We start from the raw sequence: 15,729 nt of genomic DNA, 5'->3' as shown, positions 1-15,729 counted from the left end.
CCGGCAGGGCAAGTTGTTTTGAGGCACGAACTCAGTTTCGAGTGCCTCAAAACACAACTTGCCGTGTTCTGGCGAACACAAAAATCCGCCCTTCGGGACGGATTGAAGGTAGCAGGGAAAGACAGCCTGAAGCTGTCTCTCTTTTACCGGATATTTCGAGCAGTTTCTGCATTTGCCTGTTAATAATATTCACATTGCAAAATAAAGCACTCTCGATCTAAGCATTGCAAGTGGCCACAATGCCTAAAAATGCCTCCGAGCGCCAATTGGCTCCTGCCAAAATAAATACCTATTTATCGGCATTCCTTTGTACGTGCAACAAGGTGTACGCAGGTGATTATGCCATGATATAGTTACGCAATTATGCACATAACCGAATAGCTCAAGATCTGCATATCTAAAGAAAGATATAAAGAAATCCGCTGGTACTGGCCTATTTAAATACGCGCCTGTAGACCCTTTGGTTTATGCAAGTATGCAGATAAAATATTAACTATCTGCATAGCTGCACCGATTTCTGCGCATCTGCTTACTGAGAGGCTGCTGCAGATAACAGCATGCTTGCGCACATATATGAGTCAATAACTAAATACATTAAAAATGAAAACAAACCACAAAACAGTATTTGTCGCCTTTTCCTCCCAGAAGGGAGGCGTAGGCAAAAGCACCTTTACCGCACTTGCCGCCAGTACACTGCATTACCGTCTAGGGTATAATGTAGCGGTATTCGATGCAGACTTCCCGCAGCACAGCCTGATGAAGATGAAAACCCGCGATCTATCTATGGTAATGGAAAATGATTTTTTAAAAAAGGCCGCCTTTAGGCAGTTTACCGCCATCAACAAGAAGGCCTATACTATCTTGCAGCACAAAGCGGAAGGCGTGCTTCAGGCCGCACAAGATTTCTTAGAATCTTCACCGGTTCCTGTTGACTATATCTTTTTTGACCTTCCGGGAACTGTAAACACACCCGGCATATTAAAGGCCTTGGCAGGGATGCATCATATCTTCACACCCATAACAGCAGACCGCGTGGTTATGGAAAGCACACTTGTCTTCACCCAGCTCATGAAAGATGTTATTATGAAAAAAGGAGCAACATCAATTAAAACCATCAACCTTTTTTGGAATCAGGTGGACGGCCGCGAACGCTCCCCTCTCTATGAGGTCTATAACAAGCTTATTTCTGAGCTCGGACTCAGCCTGATGGACTGCCAGATCATGAACAGCACCCGTTTCCGCAAAGAAAGCGAAGCGGATGCCCGAACTATTTTCCGCTGCACTTTGATGCCTCCCGACCAGCGGCTGATGAACTCATGCGGTATGGACCGCTTCATAAATGAATTTTTAAGAATAACCAAATCATAGGATCATGGAAAAAAACATCAAGAAAAAAAACATACCTGAGATAAACGAAGAGATGATGATGAACCTTATGGTAGACGGGGTCCGCAAAGAAGGACTTCACATACAGCCTGAAGAGGAACCAGAGGAAGTGAAGCCATCAAAGGAACACCAGACAGCAAAAGAGCGCGGCAAAATAAAGAAGGAAGGAAATCAGGATTACGAAAGCCTATTTTTCAAAAAGCCCGCCTCCAATGCCCGCGACGGTAAAACGGTATATATCCGTCCGGATTTTCATGAGAAACTAACCAGGATTGTTCAGGTTATCGGAGAAGACAAAATAAGCATTTACGCTTATCTGGACAATCTTCTCGACTATCATTTCCAGGAGTTCGGCGAGAGGATCATCAAAAGCTTCAATGATAAATACAAACCGATATTTTAATTATGGAAACGCTGATATTAATCTGCCTGCTGATTGTAATAATCCTTTTGCTGCAGGATAAAATTACCATTCAAATCACGAAAAAGGGCAAACATGCCGCAAAAGAAACCCATCCTGAACTGCCGGATTTTATGGGACAGCCCAAAACGGCAAGAAGCCTTCTAATGCCAATAAACGCCACCGCCAGCCAAGACAGAAAGCTGGGACAGGAAATAAATAATTTTGACACAGAAATCGACCATCAGCATGTCGATATAGAAATTCCGCAGGAAGAGCAGGATGACGTTTTCAGATACCAGCCCGATCTTCTGCAGGAGGAGGAAGAATGGAGCGGTTATGGAATGCTGGCAGGGAATGACGGTTTTGCCCAAGGGGTTACCTTTGAGGAACTGAGCGCTGTAGGGATGCTGCTGGAAAAAGAGAATCTGGAGCATTCCCAAAAGGAAACAGTCATTGCATTGGTTCAAAAAATACAGGGAACCGAACTATTCAGCCTGCTGGAGAATTCCATAGAAAGCGCCTCCCGGAAAATAGCCGAGCTGCTGGACGGGAGCCTTTCTTCTGAAAAAGAATCCAGCTCTTCCTATCTGCGGAAAAATGATTTGAATGAATTTGATATTGGGGATTTTGTCTGAGGATGAAAGCCCCTTTGTCATTTTAACAAACTATTCAATATGAAAAAAATACCCTCTACAATAAACATCGAAGGAACTGAATTCATCATTAACGCGGCATGAGAGGAACTATCGGAAAAAGGTGACCCTAAAAATATCATAGCTTTCAAAGACATGTTTTATCTAGGCCACGGCTATCAATTTCATTACGATACCGCCGCTAAGAATTTAGCGGGGCTGGAATCAGGCCTCAGCTTCAAGGAAGACGGCACAGTCAAAAAGATCACTATACCCAACCTGACCCAGCTGGATCCTTCCGGTATGGCCGAAAGGTATAGGACAACTGTGGAAAACATCAAGGAAAAAACAGATTTTGAGCTCACGATACAGCCTGGAAGCCTTCTTGATCTGCGATGGAACCAAAGAAAACTGCCAATTTTAAAAATTGCCGGACATCCCTTTTTTGTAGATATAGCGGCCAACAGGCTTCGCCCAAAAGACGACTTCAAATCCAAAGGCATCAGTCTTGACCAGATAAACGGCTATTACGACCGGCTTGCTCATGCCTATATTTTTCCCTATAATCCAAAAACGCATGAATTTCAGGAAATAGACCATCTGTCAATTACGGAGCTTCCTAAAGATATCATAGTGGTAAAGTTTCCTCACCTTCAGCTGCTGGACAGGGTTGGCTGGAATGTTAAATATGGCTTTGCTCCTTTCTACTGCATTAGGGAAAAGGAATTTCAGATGCAGTTTAAAGCCCAAACACTGCCTTGGGCCCAAACCAACATTCCCACCAGCATCAAGCTGAACCTTGCGCAAAAACAAATGCATCAGGAGAATGCACATCCCCGTAAAAAGCCGCCTCCTGAACCTTTGCAAAAGAAAAGGAGAAGAAAACTCTAGACCCTCATGCCTTTCGAATAAAAAATTATAACGCCGATACGCTCAGTCTCGGCGCTTTTAATACCCAGCAAATTAGGCTTGACGCTTCTGAGTGCCAAGTAATTCCATCGAATGCAGCTTTACGGCAGGCTTTCGATTTCCAAAACACCTTTGTCGCAACAGTCCGCATAGTGCGGATAAAGCAACAAATTAAAGTGTTTAGTCATGGAAAAACAAAGAAAAAAAATCCAGCTGGCAGCAATCATTGTGCTGTCATCCTTAAAGTTATCTGCACAAGGGAACGGCACTACCGGCATCACAGAAGCCACCCAGATGGTGACTTCCTATTTCGATCCCGCCACACAGCTCATCTATGCCATAGGCGCCGTGGTAGGCCTGATTGGCGGGGTTAAAGTGTACAACAAATTCAGCAGCGGTGATCCTGATACCTCAAAAACTGCCGCAAGCTGGTTCGGTGCCTGTATCTTCCTTATTGTCGCCGCTACCATCCTGCGCTCCTTTTTCCTTTAACGCTGCGATATGGATAATTACAGCATCAACAAAGGCATCGGAAGGACCGTCGAGTTCAGAGGGCTCAAGGCGCAGTACCTTTTTATTTTCGCAGGCGGACTTCTGGGAATGCTTATACTGGTCATGATCCTATATATGGCCGGGACCAGTTCGTATATCTGTATTTTTCTTGGGGCAGGCGGCGCTTCGCTGATTGTCTGGCAGACCTTTTCGCTAAACAGAAAGTACGGAGAGCACGGGCTGATGAAGATGGGCGCCAAAAAAAGGCATCCCCGCTACATCATCTGCCGCAAGCCTGTAAGACGCGGCTTAAGGTCAGCTCCTAAACCACACTCCCTATGAGAAGCACAGCCAAAACCACGACACTGGAAAGCAGATTTCCGCTGCTGGCGGTAGAAAACAACTGCATCCTTTCCAAGGATGCGGACATCACTGCCTGCTTTGAAGTGCATCTGCCTGAACTCTACACCGTAGCTTCCCCTGAGTATGAAGCCATACACTCTGCATGGCATAAGGCTGTTAAGACGCTGCCTGACTTCACGGTCGTCCATAAACAGGACTGGTATATCAGGGAGAATTACGATCCTCGTCTGGACATGGATCAGCAGGGTTTTCTATCCAGATCCTATCAGCGCCATTTTAATGAACGTCCATTCCTGAACCATTCCTGTTATCTGTTTCTGACAAAGACCACCAAAGAGCGCATGCGGATGCAGAGCAACTTCTCTTCTCTTTGCAAAGGTGTCCTGATACCGAAAGAAATCAGGGACAAGGAAACAGTCCACCGTTTCATGGAAGCCGTCGCGCAGTTTGAGCGCATTATAAACGACTGCGGACTTGTCAAAATCAGCCGCATGAGCGAAGAGGACATTATTGGATCAGAAGACCGGCAGGGACTCTTGGAACAGTACCTGACCCTTTCACGGGAAACAGGAACGCCCCTCCAGGATATCGCCTTGGGCAGCGAAGAGGTTCGTGTGGGAAACAAAAGGCTGTGCCTGCATACGCTTTCCGATACTGACGATCTGCCCCCATCGGTATCGGCAGATACAAGATATGAGAAGCTCTCGACCGACCGCAGCGACTGCCGCCTGTCATTTGCAGCGCCCGTAGGGCTGCTGCTTGACTGCAGCCACATCTACAACCAGTACCTGTTTGTGGACAGTAGCGAGGAGAACCTTCAGAAATTTGAAAAGTCCGCCCGAAATATGCACTCCTTGGCACGCTACAGCCGCGCCAACCAGATCAACAAGGAATGGATTGAACGCTATCTCAATGAGGCGCACTCTTTTGGGCTCTCATCTATAAGGGCGCACTTTAATGTCATGGCATGGTCTGAAGAGCCGTCCGAACTCAAACAGCTCAAAAACGACTGCGGGAGCGCGCTGGCCCTTATGGAATGCAAGCCAAGACACAATACGACCGATGCAGCAACGCTCTATTGGGCGGGGATGCCCGGAAATGCAGGAGACTTCCCCAGCGAGGAAAGCTTTTACACGTTTATAGGACCGGCTTTGTGCTTTTTCACCCAGGAAACCAATTACCACGATTCGCCATCACCTTTCGGCATCAAGATGGCCGACAGGCTCACTGGCAAACCCATTCATCTGGATATTTCGGACCTCCCCATGAAACGCGGCATCATTACCAACCGCAACAAATTCATACTCGGCCCCTCGGGAAGCGGCAAGTCTTTTTTCACCAACCATATGGTAAGGCAGTATTATGAGCAGGGGTCTCATGTCCTTCTGGTTGATACCGGCAACTCTTACCAAGGTTTGTGCGAGCTCATCAAAGGGAAAACCAAAGGCGAAGACGGAGTGTATTTTACCTATACCGAGGACAATCCCATTGCATTCAACCCATTCTATACCGATGACGGGATTTTCGACATCGAAAAAAGGGAAAGTGTCAAAACGCTGATCCTCACCTTATGGAAACGTGATGATGAGCCTCCTACCCGCTCTGAAGAAGTCGCACTCTCCAATGCCGTTAGCGGCTATATCGAAAAGATCAAGCACGATGATGCGTATCCTTCTTTCAACGGCTTCTACGAGTATGTCCGTGGGGATTACCGAAGCGTATTGAATGAAAAACAGGTAAGGGAAAAAGATTTTGACATAGCCAATTTCCTGAATGTCCTTGAGCCTTATTACAAAGGCGGCGAGTATGACTACCTGCTGAATTCCGACAAGCAGCTGGACCTTCTTACCAAGCGCTTTATCGTATTTGAGATTGACGCCATCAAGGAGCACAAGATTCTCTTCCCAATTGTGACGATCATTATTATGGAAGTGTTCATCAACAAGATGCGAAGGCTTAAAGGAATCCGCAAGCTTATCCTGATTGAGGAGGCATGGAAAGCAATTGCCAAGGAAGGAATGGCAAATTATATCAAGTATTTGTTCAAGACTGTTAGAAAATTCTATGGAGAGGCCATAGTAGTCACCCAGGAAGTGGACGACATTATCCAGTCGCCCATCGTCAAGGAAAGCATCATCAACAATTCCGACTGCAAAATCCTTCTGGACCAGCGCAAATACATGAACAAGTTTGATGACATACAGGCAATGCTGGGACTGACCGACAAGGAAAAATCGCAGGTGCTTTCCATCAACATGAACAACGACGCATCGCGCCTGTATAAGGAAGTTTGGATCGGGCTTGGAGGAACGCATTCTGCAGTATATGCCACAGAAGTCAGCCTAGAAGAGTATTACGCCTACACCACCGAAGAGACCGAAAAAATGGAAGTGATGCAGCTAGCCTCTGAACTTGGCGGCGATGTCGAGCTCGCCATCAAGCGGATAGCCATAAAGCGGCGCGAGCAGGAAAATCAATAATCTAAAACACTTAAAAATCAAAACAATGAAAAGAATACTATTCATGGCGTGTGCCGCAATTATGCTTTCCGGCGCGCCATCAGCAAAAGCGCAGTTTGTAGTGACCGACCCGGCCAATCTTGCCTCAGGGATCCTCAACAGTGCCAATGAAATCATACAGACCTCCTCGACGGTAAGCAACGTTGTCAAGAATTTCAAGGAAGTCGAAAAGGTCTACAAGCAGGGCAAGGAATACTATGACAAACTGCAGGCCATCAACAATCTGGTAAAAGACGCACGCAAAGTACAGCAGACAGTGCTTCTGGTAGGCGATGTATCGGAAATGTACGTACAGAATTTCGGCAGGATGCTCAATGACCCGAACTTTTCGGCAAGGGAACTCACCGCCATTGCCAAAGGATATTCGGCGCTGCTGGGAGAGAGCACCGAGCTTTTAAAAGAACTCAAGCAGATTGTCACCTCGTCCAGCCTGTCACTCAGTGACAAGGAACGAATGGATGTTGTTGACCGAGTATACAAAGAGGTAAAAGAATACCACAGCCTGGTGCGCTATTATACCAATAAAAATATTTCAGTCAGCATCCTACGGGCTAAAAAGCAGAACAGCACCAAAAGGGTTCTTGATCTCTACGGCAGCCCGAACCAAAAATACTGGTAATATGGAATTCAATAATCTTCATGAGGTCCTTCGCTCTCTGTATGATGAGATGCTGCCACTGTCCGCCGATATGGCGGCAGTGGCAAAAGGACTGGCAGGGCTCGGAGCACTGTTTTATGTGGCCCTGAAAGTCTGGCAGGCGTTAAGCCGCGCCGCGCCCATTGATGTCTACCCACTTCTGCGCCCTTTTGCGCTGGGTCTCTGCATTATGTTTTTCCCGACCATAGTACTGGGCTCAATCAATGCCGTATTAAGCCCGATAGTTCAGGGAACACATGGCATTCTGGAAGATCAGGTATTGGATCTGAACGATCTTCAGGCAAAAAAAGACCTACTTGAGCATGAAGCGATGATACGTAATCCCGAGACCGCTTACATGGTATCAGACGCTGAGTTCGACAAGAAGCTCGACGAACTGGGCTGGTCGCCCTCAGACATCGGTACTATGGCCTCAATGTATATGGACAGGCAGACCTATCAGATAGAGAAAATAATAAAGGAGTGGTTTCGCAACATGCTGGAAATACTGTTTCAAGCGGCAGCGCTCGTGATAGACACCATCCGGACTTTCTTTCTTATCGTACTGTCCATCCTTGGACCCATCGCATTTGCCATATCAGTCTGGGACGGCTTTGAGTCGACACTCACCCAGTGGATTACAAGGTATGTAAGCGTCTATCTCTGGCTTCCCGTAGCGGATCTGTTCAGCTCAATGCTGGCCAGGATCCAGTCCCTGATTATTGAAAGGGACATTGAAATGCTTGCCGATCCCGCTTTCATTCCTGACAAATCAAACACCGTGTACATCATTTTTATGATTATAGGCATTGTAGGCTATTTTACCATTCCGACTGTGACAGGCTGGATAATCCAGGCAGGCGGCGCAGGAAACTTTTCACGCAACATCCATCAGACTGCCATGAAATCCGGAAATATCGCAGGCGCCGGAGCAGGTTCCGCCGCAGGCAACATTGCTGGAAGGCTCATCAATAAATAACTATTAAAAAATCGATAAGATGGAATTTAAAACACTTAGAAATATAGAAAACAGTTTTCGCCAGATCAGGCTCTACGCCATCGTGTTTGCCGTGCTCTGTGCATTTGTGACCGGCTACGCGCTTTGGAGATCTCACCGTTTTGCTGAGCAGCAGCGCCAGAAAATTTATGTGCTGGACAATGGCAAATCACTCATGCTTGCACTTGCCCAAGATGCCTCGATCAACCGTCCCGTGGAAGCCCGCGAGCACGTAAGGCGTTTTCACGAGCTATTCTTTACCCTTGCCCCTGACAAGAATGCCATCGAAAGCAATATGAAAAGGGCATTCAATCTTGCCGATAAAAGTGCCTTTGATTATTACAAGGATCTTTTGGAGAAAGGCTATTACAACCGGATTATATCTGGCAATGTCCAGCAGCGCATTGAAATAGACAGCGTGGTCTGCAATTTTGAGACATACCCTTACGCAGTTCGCAGCTATGCAAGGCAGATTATCATACGCTCTAGCAATGTTACCAAACGCAGCCTGGTGACATCATGCCTTCTGGTCAACTCGGTACGCTCGGACAATAATCCGCAGGGCTTTAATATTGAAAAATTTGCCGTGGTTGAAAACCGGGATATAGAAGTCATCCAACGCTAAAAAAAATCTTATGGAAGCATCATATGATTTAGAAACATTTACGGGAATCCTGACTGGCAAAGGCTACAACGGCTACTTTCATACGCAGGGTGCATACGCAGGAAAGTTAAAAGACAGCATCAGCGAATACCTTGAAAACTGCCAAAAAGGGACAGATAGTCTGCCTAAAGCAGACTTGCTGCTGACAGGCTACCTGCAATGGTCGGGTGATGACAATCCAAGTGTGCAATGCATTATGTGGGTAGAATATCTGAACGGCAAGTTTTCCCTCAACAGAATGGAGGTTGCAAGGAAAGATCAATTTGGGCAGCTTCTGAAAAAATCGGAATTGACAAACCTGTCCGTGCTTTCTGCGCCTACCGCCTCGCAGACAGTCGCCCTGGTCAATGACGAACAGCAGCAGCAAGTAGATAAACCCTCCAAAGGTTTTAAACTCTGATAACACAAACAGTAAAGGTTATGAAAAAATTAAGAGCAAATATAGACCACTGTCTGGAAGGGCTTGACAGGAACTGGGACGCAATGCCGATAAAAAGGCAGCACCAGGTGATACTGTGCTTTTTTGCAGCTTACGTGCTGCTGACGGCAGTTGTCATTTTCAACGTATGCCTTGATACGGAACACGCGAAAAATAATATGGCTGTCGAGCATATCCAAAGCCCGGCACAGCCGGAAAAAGAAAATCAGGCATCTGTAAAGGACACCCTAAAGCCAATTTTAAAAAAATAGCAATATGAAAGAAACCCAAAAAAAGGTCCGTCTTCTCTCAGAAGAGGCTGGCCAGAGCAGCAGCTCATTTGTGCCTGATGAAAAGAAGACGGCTGTCGAGCGTTTTAAAAAACCGCTAATTTTCGCCCTGATGGGAATTGTCTGCATCGGCTGCATGTACTTAATCTTTAAGCCTTCGAAGGATAAAAAACAGATTCAAGATATTGGTCTGAACGACAGCGTGCCGCAGGCAAGCGGATCTGTGCTGCAGGCAGACAAACAGAAAGCGTATGAGCAGAAAATACTCGAAGACAAAGAAGAGCAGAAAAAGAATGCATTAACGGCGCTGTCCGATTACTGGAATGAGGCCAGCGCTGGTCAGGAACAATCACCGCCCGATGGCACAGAAGATCCTAAAAATCCAGCGCTGAACACCTACCGCAGTGCCCAAAGCACACTCGGCTCATTCTATCAAGAGGATGACAGCGAAACAAAGGAACTCCGCAGGCAGCTCGAGGAGATGAAGAAGGAGCTTTCGCAAAAGGAAATTCCCCCGCCTGCCACCGTTGATGATCAGCTCGCCCTTATGGAAAAATCATATCAGATGGCGGCCAAATACCTTCCTTCAAGCTCCGATCCTGTCACTGTTGCAGGCCAGAACACTACAGTGGAAATAGGGCAATCGGAAGCAAAGAGTTTTTCGGCGCTTGTTCCTGCAATAAAAAGCAAGGTTTCCGCGCTGTATCGTGCTCCTTCCGACAGCACTTTGAATGCAAAATGGAACACAGGCAGAGGGTTTAATTCTGCAGCTTCAGTGCAGGAAACACTTAATACAAAAAACAGCGTCAGAGCCTGCGTGCACCAAACCCAGACCATCATCGGAGAGGCAGGCGTATCGCTTCGATTACTTGAACCTGCAAAGGTTTCAGGCCGTATCATAGCCGCAGGTGCAATAGTCACTGCGCATGCCAGGATTCAGGCAGGACGCCTTCAGTTGAAAATCACTTCGATCGAACTTGACGGATCCATTATTGCGGCGGATATCAACATTTACGATCTTGACGGCCAGCAGGGAGTGCCTGTTCCGTATTCTGCCGAAAGAAGCGCCCTGACCGAAATGGCGGGCAATATGAGCCAGCAGTCCGGTAGCAGCCTTATGATGACCCAGTCAGCAGGACAGCAGATGGCCGCCGACCTGAGCCGCGGGGTGGTCCAGGGCATCTCGGGCTATTTCGCCAAGAAAATAAGGTCGCCCAAAGTTACCCTTAAAGCAGGGCATCAGGTCTTTCTGGTTTCCAAAAAATAATAGCAATCTCAAATAAATTAATTATGAAAACTCATTTAAAGACATTTTTGGCTATTGCCATTTTAATAACCCGCGCAGTATTTGCATCAGCGCAGGAAAATCATATTTCAAACCTGGATTTGGGAACAATAGAGCCATACGATATGCAGGTCACTTACGATAAAACTTCCCATCTTATTTTCCCCTCCGCTATAAGATACGTGGATTTGGGAAGTGACTTTCTAACGGCCGGAAAAGCTGAGGATGCAGAAAACGTCCTTCGCGTCAAGGCAGCCGTCAGGGCTTTCGAGCAAGAAACCAACTTTTCGGTCATTACCGATGAGGGGCGCTTTTACAGTTTTAATGTTCAGTACAGCTCCGCACCAACGACTCTGAGCTATGATCTGCAACAGATGCACAATAGCGCTGAGAAAGCAACAGCCGGCGGTGTCCTTTTTGAAGAGCTAGGAAAAACACCGCCTTCGCTCGCTGCCTTGATCCTGGAAACTATTTACAAAAACAATAAACGAGTCTTAAAACACATCTCATCGGAGAGTTTCGGGATACAGTTCAGCCTAAAGGGAATCTATATCCACAACGGCAAGTATTATTTCCACACCCAGCTTGAAAACAGCACCAATGTCCCCTTTGGCATTGATTTTATGAGCTTCAAGGTTGTCGATAAAAAAACAGCCAGACGCACTGCCATCCAGCAAAGGCCGCTTATCCCGCTGCGCACTTATAAAATGATGGATGAGGTTCCAGGAAAAACCGCAGACCAGAATGTGTTTCTCTTGTACCAGTTTACAATAGCGGATGACAAGCTGCTGCTGATTGAGATTTTTGAGAAAAACGGAGGCAGACACCAGACACTCAAGATCAAAAATTCAGATCTGGTAAAAGCCAGGCTGATAAGCGATATGCACCTTAAATTTTAGTACTTGCTAAAAGTATTGAAATGAAATATATTACAGTCCAAAGCATTGCTTTGGGCTGTTTTGTTTGCTGCCCTTCTTAATCCTTTACTGCAATTGCATTGCATAACTCAATCAGCATTAGCATATTAGCACTGAACCGCAAGAGCCAAATACATATTTTGGCAATAGGGACTTAACTTCTATCGTTATGCAAAATGAAATTGACTGCTCAAACAGCTTTTATATCGAAATGTCAAAAAAAGCTCTTCCTGAAAAGGAATATCGTCTGCTTCATAAACTTCTGTTAAAAAAGCCCCCCATTAAAGAGGCGGCAGCACAATATGGTGTTACATCCCAATATGTGGAGACGCTTTATGAGAGAACATTGAGTAAAGCAAAGGCAGTGGCCGAACTGCTTTCAGAAATCAACGGGTATATTGAGAAGCTGCAGGAGCTAAAACGCGAACTAAACCCCAGTCCCGCCCAAATCAGAAAAGAAAAAACTAAAAAAGACAGGGAAAAACGCGTGACTGAAAGCCAGTATCCGTTAAGCAGAAGACTGCTGTCGGTACTCGATGCAATGGATATCGAAACCTTCGGGCAGATGGCTGATTTCCCCCTTAAGGACTTCCTGCGTATTCGGGGATTTAGAGCCAAGTGCAAAGAAGAGCTCATAGCCCTTATCGAATTTGAAAAGATGCAGTATCTCTTCAAAGGATTTCCGCGCTGGAAAAAAGAGCCTATACCTCAATTTAAATGAAAGCCGGCACAACAAAGCGGCCTTCTTTTGCTTCTCCTATGTTTGCATAATATAATCTAAGTGAAGAAGGGCGAGAGCAGATTTTGCTTTAAATAGCCTTATGGTATATTCAAGAAAAGAGACTGCCTCCTCTTCTTTAACCTTTTAGAATCTGAACAGAATGTAAGGAATTTGCTCATTTGTATGAGTCTTATAGCCAGTATATCCAGTCAGGAGAAAAGATGAAGAAAGGTTATCACTTACCTAAACCAGATAAGATGAAGGTATCATTAAAGCAGACAGTAGGGATTGATGTTGCTCAAAATGAATTAGTTGTATCACTTGGTAGAATGGATGAACAGATGAGCATTGAAATTTATGACTATAAAGTATTTCCTAACCATAAAAAAGGTTTTTCAAGTCTTGTATCGTGGGTAAATAAACAGACATCTACTACAACGGATGTACGGTACATAATGGAAGCTACAGGAGTTTACCACGAATCCTTGGCCTATTATCTTTGCAGTATTAAAAAACAAGTAAGTATTGTTCTGCCAAATAAGATTAGTAATTATGTCAGAACACTTGACATAAAAACCATAACTGACAAAAGCGCTTCACAAGCCATTTCGAGATTTGGTTTAGAAAGGCAGTTGGAAGTTTGGCAACCTCCTTTAAAAATATTCAATGATTTGAAACAGCTTTGTCGGGAACGAGAGCAGCTGGTACATGAGCGTACAATGTTAAAAAATCAATTGCATGCAGAACGTACTTCTGCAACTTCAAGTGAAAGCTCAGTCAAACGAACTAAAAGAAGAATAGCTTTTATTGATTTGCAGGAAAAAGAGATAAGAGAAGAAATCGCAGTACTTATTAAAACTGACAAAGCACTAGTGGAAAAGATGAAGATAGTATCTTCTATTCCTGGAATCGGAAGCCTAACCGCTGTAACAATTATTGCCGAAACTAATGGATTTGAGTTAATAAAGAATAAAAGACAGTTGGTCAGTTATGCTGGATTAGATCTCAGGGAGAAGACATCGGGAACTTCTGTGAAATCCAAACCCCGAATATCCAAACGCGGTAACAGGAATTTAAGGAAAGTAATGCACTTTCCTGCATTGGCTGCAATAAGGACGGATGAACGGTTCAGAAATATTTTCCTAAGAATAGTTTCAAAGCACGGCATTAAAATGAAGGCAATTGTAGCCATTCAAAGGAAATTACTGGAATTAACATACATACTATGGAAAAATAATGCCTATTACGATCCATGTTTTGATTACTGTCTTGGTCCATCAGTAGCAATAACAGTATAAAAAAGTATTAAAACTATTTTTTTTAATTAAAAGGGTATTGGCTTATTTGCTAATATCCAAGGATTCTATATGCTGAATTTAAAGAAATATTCTTTCAAATACATAGATTTATCCAAAAAAAACCAGTTAATTTGACGGACTTATAACACTCAATTTATTAGGCTAGGTTAGTTATTATTGGTATATTGCGATATTTAATTTTTTCATCTTAATATGCAGGATAAAATCAATTTTAGAATTTTCAAAGACTTTGTACAATCGAGCAATTTTGGAGGTTTTCTCCTTTTTTTATGCGTTATAATTTCATTGATAATTGCAAATACATCACTAGCAGTTCCATTACAAAATTTATTGGACACAAAACTTGGTTTTGAAAATAAAACCATTCATCTCAATTACTCTATCAGTATGTGGGTCAACGATGGATTGATGGCCATCTTTTTCCTCTTGGTGGGATTGGAAATAAAAAGAGAAATAGTCGAAGGTGAACTTTCCTCGCCAAAAAAAGCTGTTCTGCCGATCATTGCAGCTATTGGTGGAGCTGTTGTACCCGCTTTAATATATTTAGGTTTTAATTCGGGAAGTGAGACTGGTGGCGGATGGGGTATTCCAATGGCCACCGATATCGCTTTTGCATTGGCTGTTATTTCTCTATTGGATAAACGGGTGCCAAGCAGTTTGAAAATATTCCTGGCCGCATTGGCAATCGTAGACGACCTCATTGCTATTTTAGTCATTGCGATATTTTATTCAGAAGGAATTGAATTTGCTTACCTTGGACTGGCTGGAATAGGAATGATAATCCTGATAGTTATGAATCGCTTTAATGTGAAAAATCCTTACCCGTACCTAATTCCTGGTGTGTTTATATGGTACTTTGTACATCATTCCGGTATTCACGCCACTATTGCTGGAGTATTGGTAGCGATGACTTTGCCTACAAATGATACTGAAGCAGAATCACCTTTAGAAAGACTGGAACACGCTCTTGTAAAACCTGTCAATTTTCTTATTATTCCCATTTTTGCATTTGCCAATACCAATATCACTATTCAGAGGGAAATGATTGAAGGATTGACTTCTCCTTTAGGATTAGGGATTTCTTTGGGACTGATTTTCGGTAAACCAATCGGCATTGTGACAACTTCTTTTATCTGTTCTAAATTGGGTATCGGCCAATTACCTGAAAACAGCAAAATGTTACATATGGTGGGATTGGGATTGCTGGCAGGAATAGGCTTTACGATGTCTATTTTTATATCGATACTATCATTTGATAATCACATTTTCATTGAGGAGGCAAAATTATCTGTTCTGATTACCTCATTAATTGCAGGTATTTTAGGATATGTAATTTTAAACTTCTCAGGCAAAAGAAAAAGTTGGAAGACTGAAAGGTAGATTTCAGCTTTCTTGTTAGATTAAATGGGGTTAAATCTTTATTATGATATGACTTGCTCTATGGGATGCAGCAAAATGTTTATAGCCTCTTGAAGCTCCGCTTCATTAGTTTTCAGAAAGGTTTGTAATTTTAGCTCTTCATCAATTAGTTCAAGGCATACCGTATTTTTGGATGGCGGCAATTCAGATACATTATATACTATATTCCCCTTCCCCAGATAACCTGCACTGGCATTAAAAATATTTGCCTGATGTATTTTTTGTTCTTTAGCAGCTTTGAGCAATTGACTGCTTAAATTATTATTCCACAGCTTTTGCCAGAAGGACAATTTGTTGGACTTCTGACCGTATTTGAAATAGATCCTTAATAATTGGTACTGTTGCATATCGCTTTGAA

General features: G+C 44.1%; 18 protein-coding genes. 17 read left to right on the top strand and 1 reads right to left on the bottom strand.

Annotated elements, in window-relative coordinates; all coding sequences use genetic code 11:
• Positions 1–600 precede the first annotated feature (600 nt).
• The 17 genes from P0R33_RS22775 to nhaA all read left to right on the top strand — a co-directional run bounded on the left by P0R33_RS22775 (position 601) and on the right by nhaA (position 15,332).
• The gene (locus P0R33_RS22775) at positions 601–1,368 is read left to right on the top strand and encodes a ParA family protein (RefSeq protein WP_276173387.1); all 768 of its coding nucleotides are present in this window, start codon (positions 601–603) and stop codon (positions 1,366–1,368) included.
• 4 nt (positions 1,369–1,372) lie between these two features.
• Entirely contained in the window at positions 1,373–1,789 is a 417-nt protein-coding gene (locus tag P0R33_RS22770; protein ID WP_276173386.1) for a DUF3408 domain-containing protein, read from the top strand.
• A 2-nt stretch (positions 1,790–1,791) separates the two neighbouring features.
• Complete coding sequence (locus tag P0R33_RS22765; protein WP_276173385.1) at positions 1,792–2,424, top strand: conjugal transfer protein TraD; 633 nt, start codon at positions 1,792–1,794, stop codon at positions 2,422–2,424.
• Between the two features lie 153 nt (positions 2,425–2,577).
• The gene (locus P0R33_RS22760; RefSeq protein ID WP_276173384.1) at positions 2,578–3,312 is read left to right on the top strand and encodes a hypothetical protein; all 735 of its coding nucleotides are present in this window, start codon (positions 2,578–2,580) and stop codon (positions 3,310–3,312) included.
• A gap of 204 nt (positions 3,313–3,516) precedes the next feature.
• Positions 3,517–3,822: a DUF4134 domain-containing protein gene (locus P0R33_RS22755; RefSeq protein WP_276173383.1), complete on the top strand. Its 306-nt coding sequence runs from the start codon at positions 3,517–3,519 to the stop codon at positions 3,820–3,822.
• 9 nt (positions 3,823–3,831) lie between these two features.
• A complete protein-coding gene (locus P0R33_RS22750; RefSeq protein WP_276173382.1) occupies positions 3,832–4,164 on the top strand; it encodes a DUF4133 domain-containing protein in 333 nt (110 codons plus the stop codon).
• Positions 4,161–6,665, top strand: coding sequence for a TraG family conjugative transposon ATPase (locus P0R33_RS22745; RefSeq protein WP_276173381.1), 2,505 nt, complete (start codon positions 4,161–4,163; stop codon positions 6,663–6,665). The genes P0R33_RS22750 and P0R33_RS22745 overlap by 4 nt, the downstream gene beginning before the upstream one ends.
• 25 nt (positions 6,666–6,690) lie before the next feature.
• A complete protein-coding gene (locus tag P0R33_RS22740) occupies positions 6,691–7,323 on the top strand; it encodes a DUF4141 domain-containing protein (RefSeq protein WP_276173380.1) in 633 nt (210 codons plus the stop codon).
• 1 nt (position 7,324) lies between these two features.
• Complete coding sequence (gene traJ / locus P0R33_RS22735; protein WP_276173379.1) at positions 7,325–8,320, top strand: conjugative transposon protein TraJ; 996 nt, start codon at positions 7,325–7,327, stop codon at positions 8,318–8,320.
• Positions 8,321–8,339: 19 nt separating this feature from the next.
• Entirely contained in the window at positions 8,340–8,963 is a 624-nt protein-coding gene (traK, locus tag P0R33_RS22730; protein WP_276173378.1) for a conjugative transposon protein TraK, read from the top strand.
• Between the two features lie 10 nt (positions 8,964–8,973).
• The gene (locus P0R33_RS22725) at positions 8,974–9,402 is read left to right on the top strand and encodes a hypothetical protein (RefSeq protein ID WP_276173377.1); all 429 of its coding nucleotides are present in this window, start codon (positions 8,974–8,976) and stop codon (positions 9,400–9,402) included.
• 20 nt (positions 9,403–9,422) lie between these two features.
• Positions 9,423–9,692 (top strand): nitrogen regulatory IIA protein, encoded by a 270-nt coding sequence (locus P0R33_RS22720; RefSeq protein ID WP_276173376.1) that lies wholly within the window; start codon positions 9,423–9,425, stop codon positions 9,690–9,692.
• Positions 9,693–9,696: 4 nt separating this feature from the next.
• On the top strand, positions 9,697–10,977 hold the full coding sequence (gene traM, locus P0R33_RS22715) for a conjugative transposon protein TraM (protein WP_276173375.1): 1,281 nt from the start codon (positions 9,697–9,699) through the stop codon (positions 10,975–10,977).
• Positions 10,978–11,000: 23 nt separating this feature from the next.
• Positions 11,001–11,894, top strand: a complete 894-nt coding sequence (gene traN, locus P0R33_RS22710; RefSeq protein ID WP_276173374.1) for a conjugative transposon protein TraN — start codon at positions 11,001–11,003, stop codon at positions 11,892–11,894.
• Positions 11,895–12,081: 187 nt separating this feature from the next.
• Entirely contained in the window at positions 12,082–12,633 is a 552-nt protein-coding gene (locus P0R33_RS22705; RefSeq protein WP_276173373.1) for a hypothetical protein, read from the top strand.
• Between the two features lie 257 nt (positions 12,634–12,890).
• Positions 12,891–13,931, top strand: a complete 1,041-nt coding sequence (locus tag P0R33_RS22700) for an IS110 family transposase (protein ID WP_276173372.1) — start codon at positions 12,891–12,893, stop codon at positions 13,929–13,931.
• 213 nt (positions 13,932–14,144) lie between these two features.
• Positions 14,145–15,332: a Na+/H+ antiporter NhaA gene (gene nhaA, locus P0R33_RS22695; protein WP_276173371.1), complete on the top strand. Its 1,188-nt coding sequence runs from the start codon at positions 14,145–14,147 to the stop codon at positions 15,330–15,332.
• 41 nt (positions 15,333–15,373) lie between these two features.
• Here nhaA and P0R33_RS22690 read toward each other — a convergent pair whose 3' ends face one another.
• The gene (locus P0R33_RS22690) at positions 15,374–15,718 is read right to left on the bottom strand and encodes a DUF190 domain-containing protein (protein ID WP_276173370.1); all 345 of its coding nucleotides are present in this window, start codon (positions 15,716–15,718) and stop codon (positions 15,374–15,376) included.
• Positions 15,719–15,729: the final 11 nt, after the last annotated feature.

The sequence above is a fragment of the Flavobacterium sp. YJ01 genome, from assembly GCF_029320955.1.
Taxonomy (GTDB): Bacteria; Bacteroidota; Bacteroidia; order Flavobacteriales; family Flavobacteriaceae; genus Flavobacterium.
This window is presented reverse-complemented; position numbering and strand designations above follow the sequence as displayed.

Excerpts from the sequence above, each read along its gene's own strand:
- P0R33_RS22765 (WP_276173385.1), top strand. The coding sequence starts at position 1,792 with ATGGAAACGCTGATATTAATCTGCCTGCTGATTGTAATAATCCTTTTG.
- traJ (WP_276173379.1), top strand. The coding sequence starts at position 7,325 with ATGGAATTCAATAATCTTCATGAGGTCCTTCGCTCTCTGTATGATGAG.
- P0R33_RS22745 (WP_276173381.1), top strand. The coding sequence starts at position 4,161 with ATGAGAAGCACAGCCAAAACCACGACACTGGAAAGCAGATTTCCGCTG.
- traK (WP_276173378.1), top strand. The coding sequence starts at position 8,340 with ATGGAATTTAAAACACTTAGAAATATAGAAAACAGTTTTCGCCAGATC.
- P0R33_RS22740 (WP_276173380.1), top strand. The coding sequence starts at position 6,691 with ATGAAAAGAATACTATTCATGGCGTGTGCCGCAATTATGCTTTCCGGC.
- P0R33_RS22760 (WP_276173384.1), top strand. The coding sequence starts at position 2,578 with ATGTTTTATCTAGGCCACGGCTATCAATTTCATTACGATACCGCCGCT.
- P0R33_RS22750 (WP_276173382.1), top strand. The coding sequence starts at position 3,832 with ATGGATAATTACAGCATCAACAAAGGCATCGGAAGGACCGTCGAGTTC.
- P0R33_RS22775 (WP_276173387.1), top strand. The coding sequence starts at position 601 with ATGAAAACAAACCACAAAACAGTATTTGTCGCCTTTTCCTCCCAGAAG.
- P0R33_RS22755 (WP_276173383.1), top strand. The coding sequence starts at position 3,517 with ATGGAAAAACAAAGAAAAAAAATCCAGCTGGCAGCAATCATTGTGCTG.
- traN (WP_276173374.1), top strand. The coding sequence starts at position 11,001 with ATGAAAACTCATTTAAAGACATTTTTGGCTATTGCCATTTTAATAACC.
- traM (WP_276173375.1), top strand. The coding sequence starts at position 9,697 with ATGAAAGAAACCCAAAAAAAGGTCCGTCTTCTCTCAGAAGAGGCTGGC.
- P0R33_RS22690 (WP_276173370.1), bottom strand. The coding sequence starts at position 15,718 with ATGCAACAGTACCAATTATTAAGGATCTATTTCAAATACGGTCAGAAG.
- P0R33_RS22705 (WP_276173373.1), top strand. The coding sequence starts at position 12,082 with ATGCAAAATGAAATTGACTGCTCAAACAGCTTTTATATCGAAATGTCA.
- P0R33_RS22770 (WP_276173386.1), top strand. The coding sequence starts at position 1,373 with ATGGAAAAAAACATCAAGAAAAAAAACATACCTGAGATAAACGAAGAG.
- P0R33_RS22720 (WP_276173376.1), top strand. The coding sequence starts at position 9,423 with ATGAAAAAATTAAGAGCAAATATAGACCACTGTCTGGAAGGGCTTGAC.
- P0R33_RS22725 (WP_276173377.1), top strand. The coding sequence starts at position 8,974 with ATGGAAGCATCATATGATTTAGAAACATTTACGGGAATCCTGACTGGC.
- nhaA (WP_276173371.1), top strand. The coding sequence starts at position 14,145 with ATGCAGGATAAAATCAATTTTAGAATTTTCAAAGACTTTGTACAATCG.
- P0R33_RS22700 (WP_276173372.1), top strand. The coding sequence starts at position 12,891 with ATGAAGGTATCATTAAAGCAGACAGTAGGGATTGATGTTGCTCAAAAT.